The sequence below is a fragment of the Nocardioides luteus genome (genome assembly GCF_015752315.1).
GTDB lineage: Bacteria > Actinomycetota > Actinomycetes > Propionibacteriales > Nocardioidaceae > Nocardioides.
In genome coordinates this window covers 1,210,733-1,226,888 of record NZ_JADOVJ010000001.1, presented here as the reverse complement: position 1 = coordinate 1,226,888, position 16,156 = coordinate 1,210,733, and the positions used below count along the sequence as shown (strand labels likewise).

9 protein-coding genes are annotated in these 16,156 nt (G+C 68.1%); 2 read left to right on the top strand and 7 right to left on the bottom strand.

Annotated elements, in window-relative coordinates:
• Positions 1–25 precede the first annotated feature (25 nt).
• The 6 genes from HD557_RS05895 to HD557_RS05870 all read right to left on the bottom strand — a co-directional run bounded on the left by HD557_RS05895 (position 26) and on the right by HD557_RS05870 (position 11,827).
• Complete coding sequence (locus HD557_RS05895) at positions 26–2,530, bottom strand: GcvT family protein (RefSeq protein ID WP_196873215.1); 2,505 nt, start codon at positions 2,528–2,530, stop codon at positions 26–28.
• A 29-nt stretch (positions 2,531–2,559) separates the two neighbouring features.
• Complete coding sequence (gene purU / locus HD557_RS05890; RefSeq protein ID WP_231380191.1) at positions 2,560–3,462, bottom strand: formyltetrahydrofolate deformylase; 903 nt, start codon at positions 3,460–3,462, stop codon at positions 2,560–2,562.
• Positions 3,463–3,611: 149 nt separating this feature from the next.
• Positions 3,612–6,980: a PQQ-dependent sugar dehydrogenase gene (locus tag HD557_RS05885; protein ID WP_231380190.1), complete on the bottom strand. Its 3,369-nt coding sequence runs from the start codon at positions 6,978–6,980 to the stop codon at positions 3,612–3,614.
• A 124-nt stretch (positions 6,981–7,104) separates the two neighbouring features.
• Complete coding sequence (locus HD557_RS05880; protein ID WP_008362229.1) at positions 7,105–8,232, bottom strand: sugar phosphate isomerase/epimerase family protein; 1,128 nt, start codon at positions 8,230–8,232, stop codon at positions 7,105–7,107.
• A gap of 186 nt (positions 8,233–8,418) precedes the next feature.
• A complete protein-coding gene (locus tag HD557_RS05875; RefSeq protein ID WP_196873214.1) occupies positions 8,419–10,767 on the bottom strand; it encodes a transketolase-like TK C-terminal-containing protein in 2,349 nt (782 codons plus the stop codon).
• A 52-nt stretch (positions 10,768–10,819) separates the two neighbouring features.
• A complete protein-coding gene (locus HD557_RS05870; RefSeq protein WP_008362227.1) occupies positions 10,820–11,827 on the bottom strand; it encodes a 1-aminocyclopropane-1-carboxylate deaminase in 1,008 nt (335 codons plus the stop codon).
• Positions 11,828–11,899: 72 nt separating this feature from the next.
• Here HD557_RS05870 and HD557_RS05865 point away from each other — a divergent pair, with 72 nt between their 5' ends.
• A complete protein-coding gene (locus HD557_RS05865; RefSeq protein ID WP_008362226.1) occupies positions 11,900–12,883 on the top strand; it encodes an Lrp/AsnC family transcriptional regulator in 984 nt (327 codons plus the stop codon).
• Between the two features lie 14 nt (positions 12,884–12,897).
• Here HD557_RS05865 and HD557_RS05860 read toward each other — a convergent pair whose 3' ends face one another.
• A complete protein-coding gene (locus HD557_RS05860) occupies positions 12,898–14,445 on the bottom strand; it encodes an AbgT family transporter (protein WP_196873213.1) in 1,548 nt (515 codons plus the stop codon).
• 189 nt (positions 14,446–14,634) lie between these two features.
• Between HD557_RS05860 and HD557_RS05855 the strand changes: the two genes are divergently transcribed.
• Positions 14,635–16,077, top strand: coding sequence for an amidase (locus HD557_RS05855; RefSeq protein WP_196873212.1), 1,443 nt, complete (start codon positions 14,635–14,637; stop codon positions 16,075–16,077).
• The last annotated feature ends 79 nt before the right edge of the window (positions 16,078–16,156 follow it).

Below are 16,156 nucleotides of genomic sequence, written 5' to 3'. Positions count from 1 at the left end.
CGGCGCCCGATCTGGATCCGTCGGATCAGCCCCGCAGGCGGCTCATGCTCGGGTCGAAGAGCGGCTCCGGGGTGACCGTCGCCGGGATCCGCTGGCCGAAGTACTCGATCTCGACCTGGTCTCCCTCCCCGATCTCGGCCGGGAGGTAGGCGTAGGCGATCGGCTTGCCGATCGTGAACCCGTACGCAGCGCTGGTGACGTAGCCGACCGAGGTCTCCCCCGACAGCACGGGCTCCTTGCCGAGCACCATGGACTTGCCGTCGTCGATGGTGAGGCAGCGAAGGCGGCGGGCCGAGGTCTCGACCGAGCGGCCCTCGAGCGCGGCCTTGCCGACGAAGTCCTCCTTCGCGGTCTTGACCGCGAACCCGACACCCGCCTCGTACGGGTCGTGCTCGGTGGTCATGTCCGCACCCCAGGACCGGTAGCCCTTCTCCAGGCGGAGCGCGCCGAACGCGGCCCGCCCGGCGGCGATGACGCCGTGCTCCTGGCCGGCCTCCCACAGGACGTCCCACAGCTTCTGGCCGTTCTCGGCGGAGGCGTAGATCTCCCAGCCGAGCTCACCGACGTAGGACAGCCGCAGCGCGGTGACCGGGATCCCGCCGATGGTGGCCCGCTTGCCGCGGAAGTACTTCAGACCGTCGTTGGTGAAGTCGTCGGCGCTGACCTTGCCGATCAGGTCCCGGGCCAGCGGACCCCACAGCCCGATGCAGCAGGTGCCACCGGTGATGTCGCGGACGTGGGCGGCGAGCGCGGGATCCTCGGCCCGCAGCTTGCGGGCCTCCCGGCGGAGGTAGGCCAGGTCGACCGGGCCGTTGGCGCCGACCTGGAAGACCTCGTCCTCCAGGCGCGCGACCGTGATGTCGCTCTTGATCCCGCCCTGCTCATCCAGGAACAGGGTGTAGGTCACCGCACCGGGCTTCTTGCTCACGTCACCGGTGGTGAGCCGCTGCAGCAGCGCCTCGGCGCCGGGACCGGAGACCTCGAGACGGCGCAGCGGCGTCATGTCGTACATCGCGACCGCGGTGCGGGTCTTCCACGCCTCGACCGCTGCGATCGGCGAGTAGTAGCGGGCCGACCAGTCGTCGCGGGTCGGCGACTTCCACTCCTCCGGCAGCTCGTCCAGCAGAGCGGCGTTGGCCTCGTACCAGTGCGGCCGCTCCCAGGTCCCGGCCTCGAGGAAGAAGGCGCCGAGCTCGACCTGGCGGGCGTGGAACGGGCTGACCCGGATGTTGCGCGGCGACTCCTTGGGCTGCAGCGGGTGCAGGATGTCGTAGATCTCGACGAAGTTCTGCTGCGAGGTCTCGCTGACGTACGCCGGGGCCAGCTGCGTCTCCTCGAACCGGTTGAGCTCGAGGTCGGCGAGGTCGTACTGCGACCGCCCGGTGGTCAGCACCTCCGCCACCGCCCGGGCGACGCCGGCCGAGTGGGTGACCCAGACCGCCTCGGCCACCCAGAAGCCGTCGAGGTCGCGGGACTCACCGACGAGCGACCCGCCGTCGGGCGTGAACGAGAAGATGCCGTTGAACGACGACTCCGCGATCTCCGCCTCCTGCAGGCACGGGAGCAGCTTGCGGCACTCGTCCCAGGGGCCCTCGAAGTCCTCGGGCGTGAAGTCGAGCCGGGACGGCATGTTGTCGTGGTCGACGTGCTCCGGGGTCGGACCGAGGTCGGAGGCGGCGTACGGCATCGGCTTGTGGGCGTAGGAGCCGATCCCGTAGACCTCCCCCCACTCACGGAAGTAGAGGTCCTGGTCCTGGTGACGCAGGATCGGCAGGGTCGCGCCGTCGGCCAGCTCGTGCTTGCCGGCCAGGTCCGGGACGGGCGTGGTCTTGACGAACTGGTGGGCCAGCGGGAGGAGCGGCACGTCGGTGCCCGCCATCTTCCCCACCTCGACGCCCCAGAAGCCGGCGCAGGAGACGACGATGTCGGCCTCGACCACGCCGTTCGTGGTCTCCACGCCCGTGACGTGGCCGCCCTCCTGCAGCACTCCGGTCACCGTGGTGTGCTCGAGGTAGGTGACCCCCGCCTCACGCGTACGCTCGACGAGCAGGTCGACGGCACGAGCCGCCCGGGCCAGGCCGTCGGTGGGGATGTGCAGGCCGGCGAGGACCTGCGACTCGTCGATGTGCGGGTAGAGCTCCTTGCACTCGGCAGGGCCGACGACCCGGGCATCGATCCCCCAGGACTTGGCGTAGCCGAGCTTGCGGTAGAGCTCCGCGACGCGGGCCTCGGTCGTCGCGACCTCGAGGCCGCCGACCTGGTTGAAGCAGCTCACGCCGTCCTTCTCCAGGCCCATGAACTTCTCGACGGTGTACTTGGCGAACAGGGTCATCGTCTTCGAGGGGTTGATCTGGAAGACGAGACCGGGGGCGTGCGAGGTCGAGCCGCCGGGCAGGCTGAGCGGGCCCTGTTCGATGACCGTGATGTCGGACCACCCGCGCGACACGAGTTCGTCCGCGAGGTTCGTGCCGACGATGCCGGCGCCGATGATGACTGTGCGGGGCGAGACGGTGCTGCGGGACGATGGCATGAGCTTCTCCGTGATTTCGGGGTGGGTGGTCAGCGGAACACGACGGTGCTGGAGCCGTGCATGAGGACGCGGTGCTCGCAGTGCCAGCGGACGGCACGCGAGAGCGCGAGGCACTCGGCGTCCTGACCGACGTTGGCCAGAGCCTGCGGGGTGTAGGTGTGGTCGACCCGGTTGACCTCCTGCTCGATGATGGGCCCCTCGTCGAGGTCTGCGGTGACGTAGTGGGCGGTGGCCCCGACGAGCTTCACGCCACGATCGTGCGCCTGGTGGTAGGGCTTGGCCCCCTTGAAACCCGGCAGGAACGAGTGGTGGATGTTGATCGCGCGCCCCTCGAGCTGACGGCACAGGCCGTCGGAGAGGATCTGCATGTAGCGGGCGAGCACGACCAGGTCGATCTCGTACTCGTCGACCAGGTCGAGCATGCGCTGCTCGGCCTGCGGCTTCGTCTCGGCCGTGATCGGGATGTGGACGAAGTCCAGCCCGGCCGCCTCCGCCATCGGGCGGAGGTCCTCGTGGTTGGACGCCACCACCGCGATCTCGCCGCCCAGGGTCCCGCCCCGCCACCGGAAGATGAGGTCGTTGAGGCAGTGGCCGAACTTGGAGACCATCACCAGCAGCCGCGGCTTGCGCTCGTCGTGGAAGGTGAACGACATCCCGAACCGGTCAGCGATCGGCCCGAACGCGGCGGTGAGCTCATCGACGTCGGCCCCGTCGGCAGAGGCGAACGCGGTCCGGAGGAAGAACAGCTCCCCCATCCGGTCGTCGTGCTGCTGGTGCTCGAGGATGTCGAAGCCGCGGTCGTACAGGAAGCTCGTGACCGCGTGCATGATCCCCGGGCGCTCCTGGCACGAGAGCGTGAGCACGTTGGTCGTCGCTCTTGGGGCGGTCGCCATGGACGCAACAGCGGTCGAGCTGGGAGGACTGATGGTCATGCTGGGCTCCTGGATGCCGGTAATGATACACAACTCATATATCAGAACGATCGTAGAACGGCTCTCAGAGCGACGTCAAGGGTCTCGGTACGTCCGGAACGGCCGTGCGGGCCCAAGGGCATGCCCTTGGACCCGCACGGAGGTGTACCTCAGAGCTGGCTGATCACCGCCCGGGCGTCGCGCTGCAGCGCGGCACGAGCGTCGGCGTCGGCGACGTAGAGCGAGCTGGCCGCCAGGTCGGCGTACTCCCGCAGCTGCGATCGCGCGGAGGCGTACCGTCCGGCATCGACGTGCTTGGCGGCCTGGCTGAGCCGCTTCTCGAGGACGCTCTCCCCGGCGGGGGTGATCTCGCCGGAGCGAGCGAGCCGCTCGGTCAGGGCGGTGAGCTCGGCCAGCGAGGTGCTGGTCGTGAACGTCACCGTTCTCGTCGTCGCGTGTCCCGCCTTGTCGGTCGCGGTGACCTTGAGGGTGTGCGACCCGAGCGAGAGCCGCCACAGGGGAAGCGTGTCACCGGTGACCGCCGCACCGTCCAGGGTCGCGGTCACGGACCCGACACCGGAGGTGGCGTCGGTGGCCGACCACGATGCATCCCCGGCGTTGCCGACGGTGGCTCCGTCGGTGACACCGTCGACCGCGACCTGCGGAGCGGTCTTGTCGATCCGCACCACGACCTTCCCGACCTCGGAGACGTTGCCGCCGTTGTCGGTCGCCCGGTAGTGCACGGTCGTGACGCCTTCCGCGGACACCGTGAGCGGGTTGTTCGCGTTCTCCCAGGTCTGACCGCCGTTGGTCGAGCGCTGCCGGGAGGCGACGGTGCCGTTGTCGGTCGCGACGACCGCCACCGACACGTTCCCCGTCCACCAGCCGTTCTGCCCGGTCGGCTGCGCCGGGTCGAGCGTCGCGGAGACCGTCGGAGGCGTGACGTCGGCGAAGCCGTCGCCGACGAACCTGATCCGGTCCAGGGTGACGCCGCCGGTGGAGGTCACGAACAGCTCGCCGCTGCCCGACGGCGCTCCGGTCAGGTCGGACGTGGTCTCGGACCAGTCCTGGCTGGAGACGTCGAACGAGGCGAACGGCGTCGCGTCGGCCGACCCCCAGCGCAGCTGTACGGTGCCGGTGCCGCTGGCGCGCAGCTTCGCCGAGGTGATGCCGGCGAGGTTCACAGGCTTCCAGGAGAGCCAGTCGCCCTCATCGAGCGAGGTGACCTTCCGCAGGCCGCTCGCCGTCTCGTCCGGAGCGATGGCCACGCCCTCGGAGGCGTCGGCCCACTCGGCCTCCTGCGACTTCGGGTTGAGGACCATCGAGACCTCGGACCGGGCCGCCGGCACACCGTTGGCGCCGTTGTCGGTGTAGCCGATGACGACGACTCCGTAGATGTTCTCCGTCTCGCCGTGCTCGGTGGCGTCGGCGGGCGTCGGGATCGCGAACCGGCAGCCGGTCCCCTGGCTGAGCGGGTGGGCGTGGACGTCGTGCCCGAGGCCGAACGTCCAGGTCACCCGCGAGCACACCGTCGCGCTGCCGTCCTCGGGGTCGTCGGTCGTCACGTCGAAGGGAACCGCCTGACCCCAGTCGAAGAAGCCTCCCTCGGCCGGTGTGGCCACCTTGATCGTCGGCGCGACGTTGCCCACGCTGATCGAGGTCGACGTGATGCCGCGACGTCCCTCGGCGTCGGTGACCCGGAGCCGGGCGGTGTAGCGACCGAGCTCGTCGTAGGTGTGCGACGTGGTCGCCCCGGTGGCGTCGAAGGTGCCGTCGCCGTCGAAGTCCCAGTCGTAGGTGAGCGCGCCACCTTCGGGGTCGACCGAGCCCGAGCCGTCGAACTCCACGGTCAGCGGTGCGGAGCTGCTGGAGATGGGGTCGGCGACGATGTCCGCACGCGGTGCCTTGTTGCCGACGCTGTAGTCGATCCGGTAGAGGCCGGCATCCGGGTTGGCGCGGAAGAAGCCGTCACCGTAGTCGAGGACGTAGAGCGAGCCGTCCGGCCCGAACTCGATGTCGATCGGGCTGTCGGTGATCGGCTGCCGGTTCGTCTCGAGATCGATGTTGGGCAGGAACTGCTCGATATGAGAGACCGGGCCGCTGGGCCAGTCGACGGTGAACGCCGCCAGGTAGTCCTGGGAGAACTCGGCGAAGAACGCCTTGCCGTCCCAGTACTCGGGGAACTTCGTCGGCGAGGGGTTGTCCGCGTCGTAGTGGTACACCGGACCGCCCATCGGCCCCTGGCCGCCGGCGGGGCTGAAGTCGGTCAGCTCCGGCCACGGCTGGTGGGTGTTGTTGTCGCCGTAGTAGAGGGTTGCGGCCGTCGCCGGCGGAAGGGTCGAGAGCCCGGTGTTCCACCGCGAGTTGTTCTCCGCACCAGCGGCGCAGTCGAAGAACTCCCGCGGCGTCGCCGTCTCGAAGTTCCACTCGTTGTAGTTGAAGTGGTCGCCGGTGCAGTAGGGCCAGCCGCCGTTGATCGGCTCGTCGATCGCGGTCGTCTGCCACTCGACGTACCCCATCGGGCCACGATCCGGGTTCGGCACCCCGGCGTCCGGGCCGTAGTCGCCCCAGCTCACCGAGTTCGTCGCGGGGTCGACATCCATCCGGAACGGGTTGCGCAGACCCATCGCGAAGATCTCCGGTCGCGTCCCGTCCGTGCCGGGGGCGAAGAGGTTGCCCTCGGGGATGGTGTACGAGCCGTCCTCCTGGACCGCGACGCGCAGGATCTTGCCGCGCAGGTCGTTCGTGTTGCCCGCACCGCGGCGGGAGTCGAAGCCGGGGTTGAAGCCGGGGGCGTCGTTGTTGGGGGCGTACCCGTTCGCGCCCGGGGTTCCGGCCGGGGTGTTGTCACCCGTGGCCAGGTAGAGGTTGCCCTGGTCGTCGAAGTCGACGTCGCCGGCCACGTGGCAGCACTGACCCCGCTGCACCTCGACCTTGAGGATCACCTGCTCGGTCGCGAGGTCCAGCTTGTCGGCGGCCTCGTCCCACTTCACGCGGGTGAGCTGGTTGTAGCCCTTCCACTGGTCCCAGTAGGCCTCGGTCTGACCTGCGGGCAGCGTGTTGGGCGCCGAGCCGGACGGCGTGGTCGTCGGGTACGGGCCGGTCATGGTGCGCGGCGCGTAGTAGAGGTAGACCCAGCCCGACTCCTCGAAGTCGGGCGCGAGGGTGATCGTCTGCAGACCGTCCTCGGAGTTGTTGTATGTCGCGATCGTGTTGACCACGCGGGTCGTACCGGCGTCGGGGTCGACGAGCCGGACGTCACCGTTGCGCGCCGTGGTGAGCACGCGCCGGTCCGGCAGGACGGCCATGTCGATCGGCTCACCGGTGTCCTTGGTGAGCGTGACCTTCTCGTAGTTGGACCAGTCCAGGGCGAGGCCGGCCCCGGGCTCGGTGCCGTGGTCGACACCGTCGTGGGCGGCAGCGGGCGTCGCGAGGGCGATCCCGGAGGTGAGACCGAGCGCGAGCCCGGAGGTCACCGCGAGGAGTGATCGCCGGGCACGACGGCGGGGTACCCCACCGACTGTGCTGTGTTCGGGCATGACGATTCCTTGGAGTGCGAGAGCGAGAGAAAGCCGGAGAAGGGCGTGCGAGCACGCCGGTGGCCGGAGCGCGACCCGGTGAGGGCGCGCTCCGGCGATTGGCGAAGGGAGGGGTGGCGGCCGGTCAGCCGCGGAGCTCGTCCATGTTCTGGTAGCTCAGCTTGGCGAAGGCGAGGGACTGGCCAGGGTTGGCCGCACCGCCGGGCGCGGTGTCCTGCTCCCACATCGGGTTGTGGTAGCCCCGTGCCGGCATGTCGCCGAAGAAGGCCTGGTAGTCGATGTCGCCCTCCCCGAACGGCGCCATCACGTAGCCGTTGGCCTGCGTCTCGTCCTTCTTCCCGTCCTTGGCGTGGAAGAGCGGGAAGCGCATCGGCGCGGACTTGACGACCTCGAGCGGGTCGAAGCGGTCCTCGACGAGACTGCCGTCGGGGGCGGTGTAGGTGTGATGCTTGTACTGCGCGACGTGCGCCCAGTAGATGTCCATCTCCAGCGACACGTAGCGCGGGTCGGTGTTCGCCAGGAACCACTCCAGCCGGCGCACCCCGGACGACCGCGTCGGGCGGCCCAGCGCGTCGTTGGGCCCGCTGTCCAGCAGGAAGCTGTACGCGATGTCGTGGTTGTGCGTGTAGAGCTTGAGCCCATGCCCGGCTGCGCGCTCGCCGAGGATGTTCCAGCGATCGGCCGCGGCCTGCCAGTCGGCCAGGTAGGCCGACCCAGTGGGATCGCTTCCGGTCCCGATGTGCCTCATCCCCAAGATGTTCGCGACCTCGCACGCCGCGTCGAAGGCGGCCAGGGACGCATCGGTGATCGTGGAGGGGACCGACCCGTGGTTCCCCTCGGCCTCGAGACCGTTGTCATCGAGCCACATGCGCAGCAGGTGCGCGCCCTCGACGTTGTTGACGTTGCCGCCGGGCGCGTTGGCATTCTGGTTGAAGCCGGCGAACTCGATCTGCCGGTAGCCGATCTTCGAGAGCTCCTCGAGGACCGCCTTGAACCCCGAGGCGTACGGGCTGGTGGCGGGGTCGCGACTGATCGCGTCGCGCACCGTGTAGAGGATGATCCCGCGCCGCGGCCGCGGGATCAGCAGTGCGTTGTCGGCGGCGGCGGGACCGGCGAGAGGGACACCGCCGAGGGCGATTCCCGCCGCGGCCATGCCTGTCGTGGCCGCCAGCAGCTGCCGACGGTTGAGCCCGAGCTTGCGTGCGATAGCCGGAACCTCGTGGTTCGCGGCAGGGGTGGGACGGTTGCGCATCAATGCTCCTTCGGGAGGGTGAAGCCAAGTGAGCCGCAACTGTGACCTGTGTCACGTTGTGCGCTCGTCAACCTACGGTTTCAGCCAAGCACCCGTCAATAGTTCAGATGGAACTACCGAAAGTTAGAAAGTGACTTTCGAAAGTCCTACCCCGCCACGTCAGTCACGTTCTTCCAGCGCAAACGGTTATCGGCCCATCAACGACAACGCCGCATCCAAGATCGACGCCGTGTCGATCCCGTGGATCCGATAGGCGTCGTCGAGGTCGGAGGACTGCCCGAAATCGGAGACGCCCAGGCAACGGATCTCGTCGCCTCGAGCTCCTGCCAGGAACGAGAGAGTGTGGGGATGCCCGTCCTGCACTGTGACCAGAGGCGCCGGCGATGTCGGCGGAAACAGATCGTCGATGATGTTGCTACCTTCTCCGGGCTTTCGACGAGAGCGCTGCTGGAAGGAGCGGAACAGAAGGTCGGGACTCGTCAGACAGACGACTCCTGCCACCACACCCTGACCGGACAAGACCTCGGCGGCGCGCAGGACCTCAGGCATGATCGCCCCAACACCAACGAGCGTGACGTCCTCGGTTCGAGGATCATGGCCGGAGAGCCGGTAGCCTCCGGCGACCGCCTGTCGCCGGCGTCGTTCGAGCAGATCTGGATCCTCGGGGAGCGCCGCCGCGGCGGGGTCGATGGGACGCGTGGAGAGGCGGAAGTACGCGGAGGTTCCGCCGGGAACTCCGATCTGGCTCATGGCGTGCAGGAACGTCCACTCCAGATCCTGGGGAAAGCACGGCTCCCAGGCGACACAACCAGGCTGCTCCAGGCCGATCGACGGGGTGGTGATGGACTGATGAGCTCCGCCTTCTGGCGCGAGCGTGACCCCCGAGGGCGTACCCACCAGGATCGATTGCGCCCCGGCGTAGATGCCGTAGGACCAGGGTTCCAGGGCCCGGGAGACGAAGGGGTCATAGAGAGTGGCGATCGGGATGAGCCGTTCGCCCCAACGGCTCCAGGTCGTCCCGAGCTCACCCAGGAGACCGACCAGGTTGACCTCGGCGATCCCGAGCTCGATGTGGCGGCCGCTGGTCGCCTCCGACCACTTGAGGACTCGCTCCGCATCATCGGCGAACCAGTCGCGCCGGTCCTCGACCGACCAGACACCGGTCTTGTTGATCCATCCACCGAGGTTCGTCGAAGAGGCGACGTCAGGGCTGCAGGTCACGACCCGTGATGCCGCCAGGGGAGCATCACGCGGGAGGTCGGCCAGCAACCTCCCCAACGCCGCCTGGGTCGAGATCGGCTTGCGGTAGGGGTGACCAAGCGAGGGCGGAACCGGTAGCGCCGGCGCTGCCTGGTGCGGGCTGCGGCGAAGCGCGGCGGCGCGCCGGGCACAGAGCTCGGCTGCCTCCGAGCCAGGCACCGGGCGACGCCACGGGTCCTCGACGCTGCTGCCCGTGCTCTCCGCGAGTGCAGCCATCTGGGACTCGGTGAGGAGCGCCGAGTGGTTGTTGGGATGCCCCTCCGTCGGGAGCCCTCGTCCCTTGATCGTGTACGCGAACACCACGCTCGGCCGATGAGTGTCGAGGGATCCGAAAGTCTCGATCAGCTGCGGAAGATCGTGTCCACCCAGGTCGCGAACCGCCTCGGCGAGTACGTCGGGAGCGGTTCGATCGACGAGGTCCTGGAGCTCCCCGCTCGCCCCGGAGGCGACGATGCGCTCACCGATCTCGGAGCTGTCCACGCGCAACATGCGCTGATACTCCTCGTTGGGCATCTGCTCGAGGCGAGTACGCAGGTCGGCGCCGCCCGGTTGCTCGAACAGTCGTGAGATCGACTGTCCCCATTTGAGGGTGACGACCTGCCATCCCGCAGCCGCGAACATCCCCTGCAGGCGTTCGATCTGGATGTCGGGGATCACTCGGTCGAGGGACTGGCGGTTCAGGTCGACCACCCACATCAGCTCGCCCATGCGGGAGACCGCGGGGTCGGCGATCGCTTCCCAGACCGCTCCCTCGTCCAGCTCGGCGTCACCGAGCAGGCTGATGAAACGACCGGCCTCGGGCGCGGTGTCGAAATGCGACCGAAGGTAGCGATGCGACATCGCCGCCCACAGCGCTGCGGTTGCGCCGATACCTACGGAGCCGGTGGAGAAGTCCACCGTGTCCGGATCCTTCAGCCGGCTGGGGTAGCTCTGCAGACCCCCTTTGGCCCGCAAGGTCGGCAGGTAGGTCTCGTCGAGGTCTCCCAGCAGATAGTTGATCGCGTGCAGCACCGGCGACGCGTGAGGCTTGACCGACACCCTGTCGTGACGGGTCAGCTCGTGGAACCACAGTGCGACCATGACCTCGACGATCGAGGCAGATGAGGCCGGGTGTCCGCCGACCTTGACGCCGGATCGGTTGGGGCGGCCACGGTTCGCCGCATCGACGATTGCTGTGGCGAGCCAGCGGACGCGTTGTGCCACGTCCCGCAGCGCAGCGATCGTTTCGGGCGAGGTGGTCGGGACGGTCCTGCCGACGACATCGGCATCGGTCATGCGATCTCCCCTGTCCTGGCCCGGCGTTCGACCTGGCGTTCGTCCTGCCTGATCACGAGAAGAGTCCAGCGTAGGCGTTGAGGGCCGGCTGCCCACCGAGGTGGGCGTAGAGCACGGTCGAGTCAGACCCGATCTCACCCTGGGTGACGAGGTCGATCAGTCCCGCCATCGACTTGCCCTCGTACACGGGGTCGATGATCATGCCCTCCAGGGCACCCGAGAGCCGGATCGCGTCGATCGTCGACTCCACCGGGATCCCGTAGAGGTCGCCTGCCCAACCCTCGAGCACGGTGATCTCGTCGTCGCGCAGCTCGCGGCCCAGGCCGATCAGCTCGGCCGTGTGCCGTGCGATCCGCTCGACCTGGGCACGGGTCTTCTCGAGCGTGGCCGAGGCGTCGATACCGATGATCCGCCGCGGGCGATCCTGCCCGGCGAACCCGGCGATCATCCCGGCATGGGTCGACCCGGTGACGGTGCAGACGACGATGGTGTCGAAGAAGACGCCGAGCTCGGCCTCCTGCTGCTCGACCTCACGTGCCCAGTTTGCGAAGCCCAGACCACCCAGTGGGTGCTCGGAGGCGCCGGCCGGGATCCCGTACGGCGTGCCGCCGGCGTCGCGTACCTCCTTCATCGCCTGCTCCCAGGAGTCCCTGATGCCGATGTCGAAGCCGCTCGCGTCCAGTCTGACGTCGGCTCCCATGATCCGGGAGAGCATGATGTTGCCGACCCGGTCGTTCGTGACGTCGGGCCAGTCCACCCACTTCTCCTGAACGAGCCGAGCCTTGAGCCCGAGCTTCGCGGCTACCGCGGCCACCTGTCGGGTGTGATTGGACTGGTACCCGCCGATCGACACCAGCGTGTCTGCCCCACTGGCGAGAGCATCCGGGACGATGTACTCCAGCTTGCGGGTCTTGTTACCGCCGTAGGCGAGCCCGGAGTTGCAGTCCTCGCGCTTGGCCCAGATCTGTGCGCCGCCCAGGTGCTTGGTCAGCCGGTCGAGCCGGTGGATCGGGCTGGGGCCGAACAGCAGCGGATAGCGGTCGAAGTCGTCGAGCGACATGATGGTTCCTCTCGGTGGAGTGATCGTGCTGAGGTCATACGAAGGAAATAACTCTTGGGGAACAATGGGCTTGTGCCTACGCCCGTTGCGACCCCGCTCGACGAGCTGGATCGCAAGATCGTGGCGGCGATGCAGGTCGACGGGCGGGTCAGCTGGAGACGGATCGCGGAGGTGCTGGACGAACCTGAGCGGACCATCACGAGGCGTGGCACCGACCTCCTCGCCAAGCGGCTGATCCAGATATCCAGCCTCGATGGTCACAACGCCGCCGTGATGGTGCGAGCCGAGTGCGCGGTCGGCGCCGTGCGGAGCACGGCGACCGCGTTGGCACAGCGCCCCGACTGCGTGTTCGCATATGCCCTCACCGGCAGGGTCGACTGTGTCGCCGAGATCCGGGTGAGCACTGCGAACCTGCCCCGGCTCGTGCTCGACGAGCTGCCCGCCACGATCGGACTGGCACGGGCGCACGCCGATCCGGTGCTGCGCATCCTGCGGTCCGTACGTCAATGGCGCCCGCCGATCCTGACCCCGGCCCAGATCGCTGCGCTCGAGGCACCACCCTTCGGTCTGCAGCAGCCAGACGGGAGCGAGCCGGAGCCCCTCACGCCCACCGACCGCGCCATCACCCAGGTGCTGCGCCGAGATGGTCGTGCGAGCACCACCGAGATCGCCCGAGGAGCCGGGATCAGTGAGTCGACCGCTCGGCGACGGCTGGAGTGGCTCCTGGTCAACCGGCGCGTGTGGTCGCGGGCCGTGGTCGAACCAGCCCTGCTGGGCTTCCCGTTCGAGGCGATGATCTGGGTGCGTGTCCTTCCGGGGCGCCTCGACACGTTCGTCAAGCACGTTCTCGCCGAGCCACGAGTGCGGCAGATGAGTGCGCTGGCGGGTGAGTACGACTTGGCCATCAACGTCGCCGTGGCGGACCAGGCCTCCCTCTACGAGCTGATCGACACCGCGCCGTGGCGTCAGATGGTGCAGAGCCGGCAGATCTCGGTCATCCTCGAGGCGATGAAGCGCTCCGGGGTGCGTCTGCCTCTCGGCGCCCATGCGACCTGATCCCGTGACCCGGGTCATCGAACCGGGACTCCGGGTCCCAGCGGGACACCAGCTGCGTACCAGAGCGCGAAGAAGAGCGTCCAGACCACCAGCAGCACCAGCGCGATCGGCAACGTGTAGGAAGCCAGGGTGCCGATGCCCGCGCTGCGCCGGTACTGCTGCATGTATCCCAGTGCGAGGATGAAGTACGCACTCATCGGGGTGACAGCGTTCGTGCACGAGTCCCCGATGCGGTAGACCGTCTGAGCCACCTCTGGCGAGATGTCGACGTACATCAGCATCGGGACCACGACCGGGGCGATCAGCGACCACATCGCCGATCCACTCGTGACCATCAGGTTCACGGCACTGACCACGACCACCAGGATCGCGAGGATCACCAGCGTCGGCGCATCCAGCCGCTCGAGCAGCGCCGCGCCGTCGACCGCGACCACCGAGCCGATACCGGTCCAGGAGAAGTAGGCGAGGAACTGGGAGATGGAGAAGAACAGGACGACGATCGGCGCGATCAGGCGTACGCCTTCGGCCATCAGCCCCGGCAGGTCACCCAGCGATGCGATCGATCCGGTCTTCCGCCCGTAGACGAACCCCATGGTGGCGAAGAGCAGGGAGACGACGACCGCCATGTTGAGCAGGATGATCGACTCCGAGAGGGTGCCGGACTCCCCGCGCAGCGGCGAGCCGGGCGGCAACGTGATGGCGAAAGCGACCGCCAGCATGGCCGCACCGATGGCGAGCGCCTGCCACATCGCGCGCCGGTCGCGGGGTGACAGCGTGAGATCCATCGGCTCGCCATCGGCCAGCTCGTCGGACTCCGCCTCCGGGCGCCGGTTGAGGACGAACTCGATCATCACGGTGACCACCACCGCGACCAGGACGGAGGAGGCGGCGTTCCAGAAGTAGCTCGCGGTCGGGGTGACCACGTAGTTCGGGTCGACGATCTGGGCGGCGCTGGTGGTCAGGGATCCGATGATCGCATCCGAGGGGGTGACCAGCGGGCTGGCGTTGTACCCGGCGGAGATCGATACGTAGGCCGTGACCACCCCGATGACCGGGTTCCGTCCCGCCGCCTTGAATGCCAGCGCCGCCATGGGGATCAAGATGACGAACGCGGCGTCGAACGTCACGTGAGCCACGGTCCCGGCGAACGCGACGGCGAATGTCACCCAACGAGCCGGCAGCCTCACGATGGTTGCTCGCAGCACCGCTTCGGTCAGACCGCTTCGTTCGGCGACCGCCACACCCATGAGCACGGTGACCACAACGGGCAGCGGGGGAAAGCCGGCGAAGTTCTCCAGCGCGGAGTCGAGAGCGTAGGTGAGACCGTCCAGCGACAGCAGGTTCTGCACTCGCTGGGTCTCGTCGGTGGCGGGAAGGGTCACAGACACGTTCGCGGCCGCCATGACGGCGCTGGCCACCGCGAGGACTCCGCTGAGGATCCAGAACAGCCAGAATGGGTGCGGCAGCTTGTTGCCGATTCGTTCGACTGCTGCGAGGACAGAGAAGATCCGTCGCATCGCAGGAGACATGGCGTTGATGTCATCGGGGCTGGTCGTGCTCATGATGGACTCCCTCAGCCGGGTCAGGTAGTGGCCGGGACGCTAGCAACGTCGGATGTCAGTCACATCACCTCAGACCGCCTTCCCGCCGTTTGGCGGAATCGGCCACAACCGTGGCGAATCTGCATCACATGAGCAGTACATGACCAGCTCTGCTGACGGAGATAGCAAACGTCGCCGACGATGTGGCCCATGGAAAGCACCGAACTCTGCGACCTCGGCCTCCTCGAGATGACCCGCCTCCTTCGCGAACGCCGGTTGTCCGCACGGGAGGCGGTGACCGCCCATCTCGAACGCATCGACCAGGTCAACGGAGTCATCAACGCGGTGTGCACGCTCGATGCCGACCGCGCGCTCGAGGCGGCCGCCGAGGCCGACCGCAGGGCCGCGGCCGGCCAACCGCTTCCGGTGCTGCACGGTGTCCCTATGACGCACAAGGACACCCACGACACCGCGGGGATGCGTACCACTCTCGGGTCTGCGCTCTTCGCCGACAGGGTCCCGTCCGTCGACGCACCGATCGTCGCGATGCTCCGGGACGCCGGGGTGATCACGACAGGCAAGACGAATGTTCCCGAGCTCGCCGCGGGTTCCCACACCTTCAACCCGATCTTCGGGACGACGACCAACCCCTACGATCCCACCCGTAGCTCGGGAGGGTCGAGCGGTGGCGTCGCCGCCGCGGTGGCCGCGGGCATCCAGCCGGCCGGTGATGCCAGTGACATGGGCGGCTCCATCCGTACGCCGGCTTCGTTCTGCAACCTGGTCGGTCTCCGTCCGTCGGCCGGGCTGGTTCCGCTCGGCAACGCGAACGACCCATGGGCCTGGATATCCCGCAAGGGCGCACTCGCCCGCACCGTCGCCGACCTGCGGTTGATGATGTCGGTCATCGGGCGCTCGCACCCGTCCTCCGCGATTCATCCGGCGGGCCAGAACCCGGTGAGCGACCGGGTGCGGGCCGGCGACCTCTCGGGCCTACGCGTGGCGTGGACCCCCGACCTCGGCCTCGGTATCCCGGTCGCGGGACCGGTCCTGACCGTGCTCACCGAGCAGCTACGCCACTTCGAGACGCTGGGCGCCCACGTCGAGGTCGCAGCTCCGGATCTCCGGGACGCGGACGAGGTCTTCTTAACCACCCGTGCCCTCGACTTCTCCACCACCTACGAACAGATCTATCTCGAGCATCGCGACGAGCTGAAACCTGCCTTGCAGTGGAACATCGAGTGTGGCTTGGCGCTGACCTCCGACCATCTCCGCTCCGCGACCCGTGCCCGTTCCCGCCTGCATCGGTCCACGACAGCGTTCTTCGACCGGTATGACGTGCTGCTCGCACCGACGACGCAAGTACAGCCGTTCGATGCCTCGCTGGAGTACCCGACCGAGATCGATGGTGTCCGGATGGAGACCTACCTGGACTGGATGCGGGCGGCGACACTCATCTCGGCGACGGGCCTGCCCGCCATGTCGGTGCCGGCCGGCTTCGACATCGACGGTTTGCCGGTAGGCCTTCAGATGGTGGGCGCGGACGGGTCCGACGATCTCCTGATGGCGGTGGCCGAAGCTTTTGAGCGCGTCAACCCGCAGCACCACATCCGTCCCGACCGAAGAACTACGCGGCCAGCGAGCGCCCGTTAGACAACTGCCCGTCGACGCCGGGGAACGGCTCGACTTCCCTCAATAAGAGAGGCTGCATCAATAAGATCAGGGCGGTGTT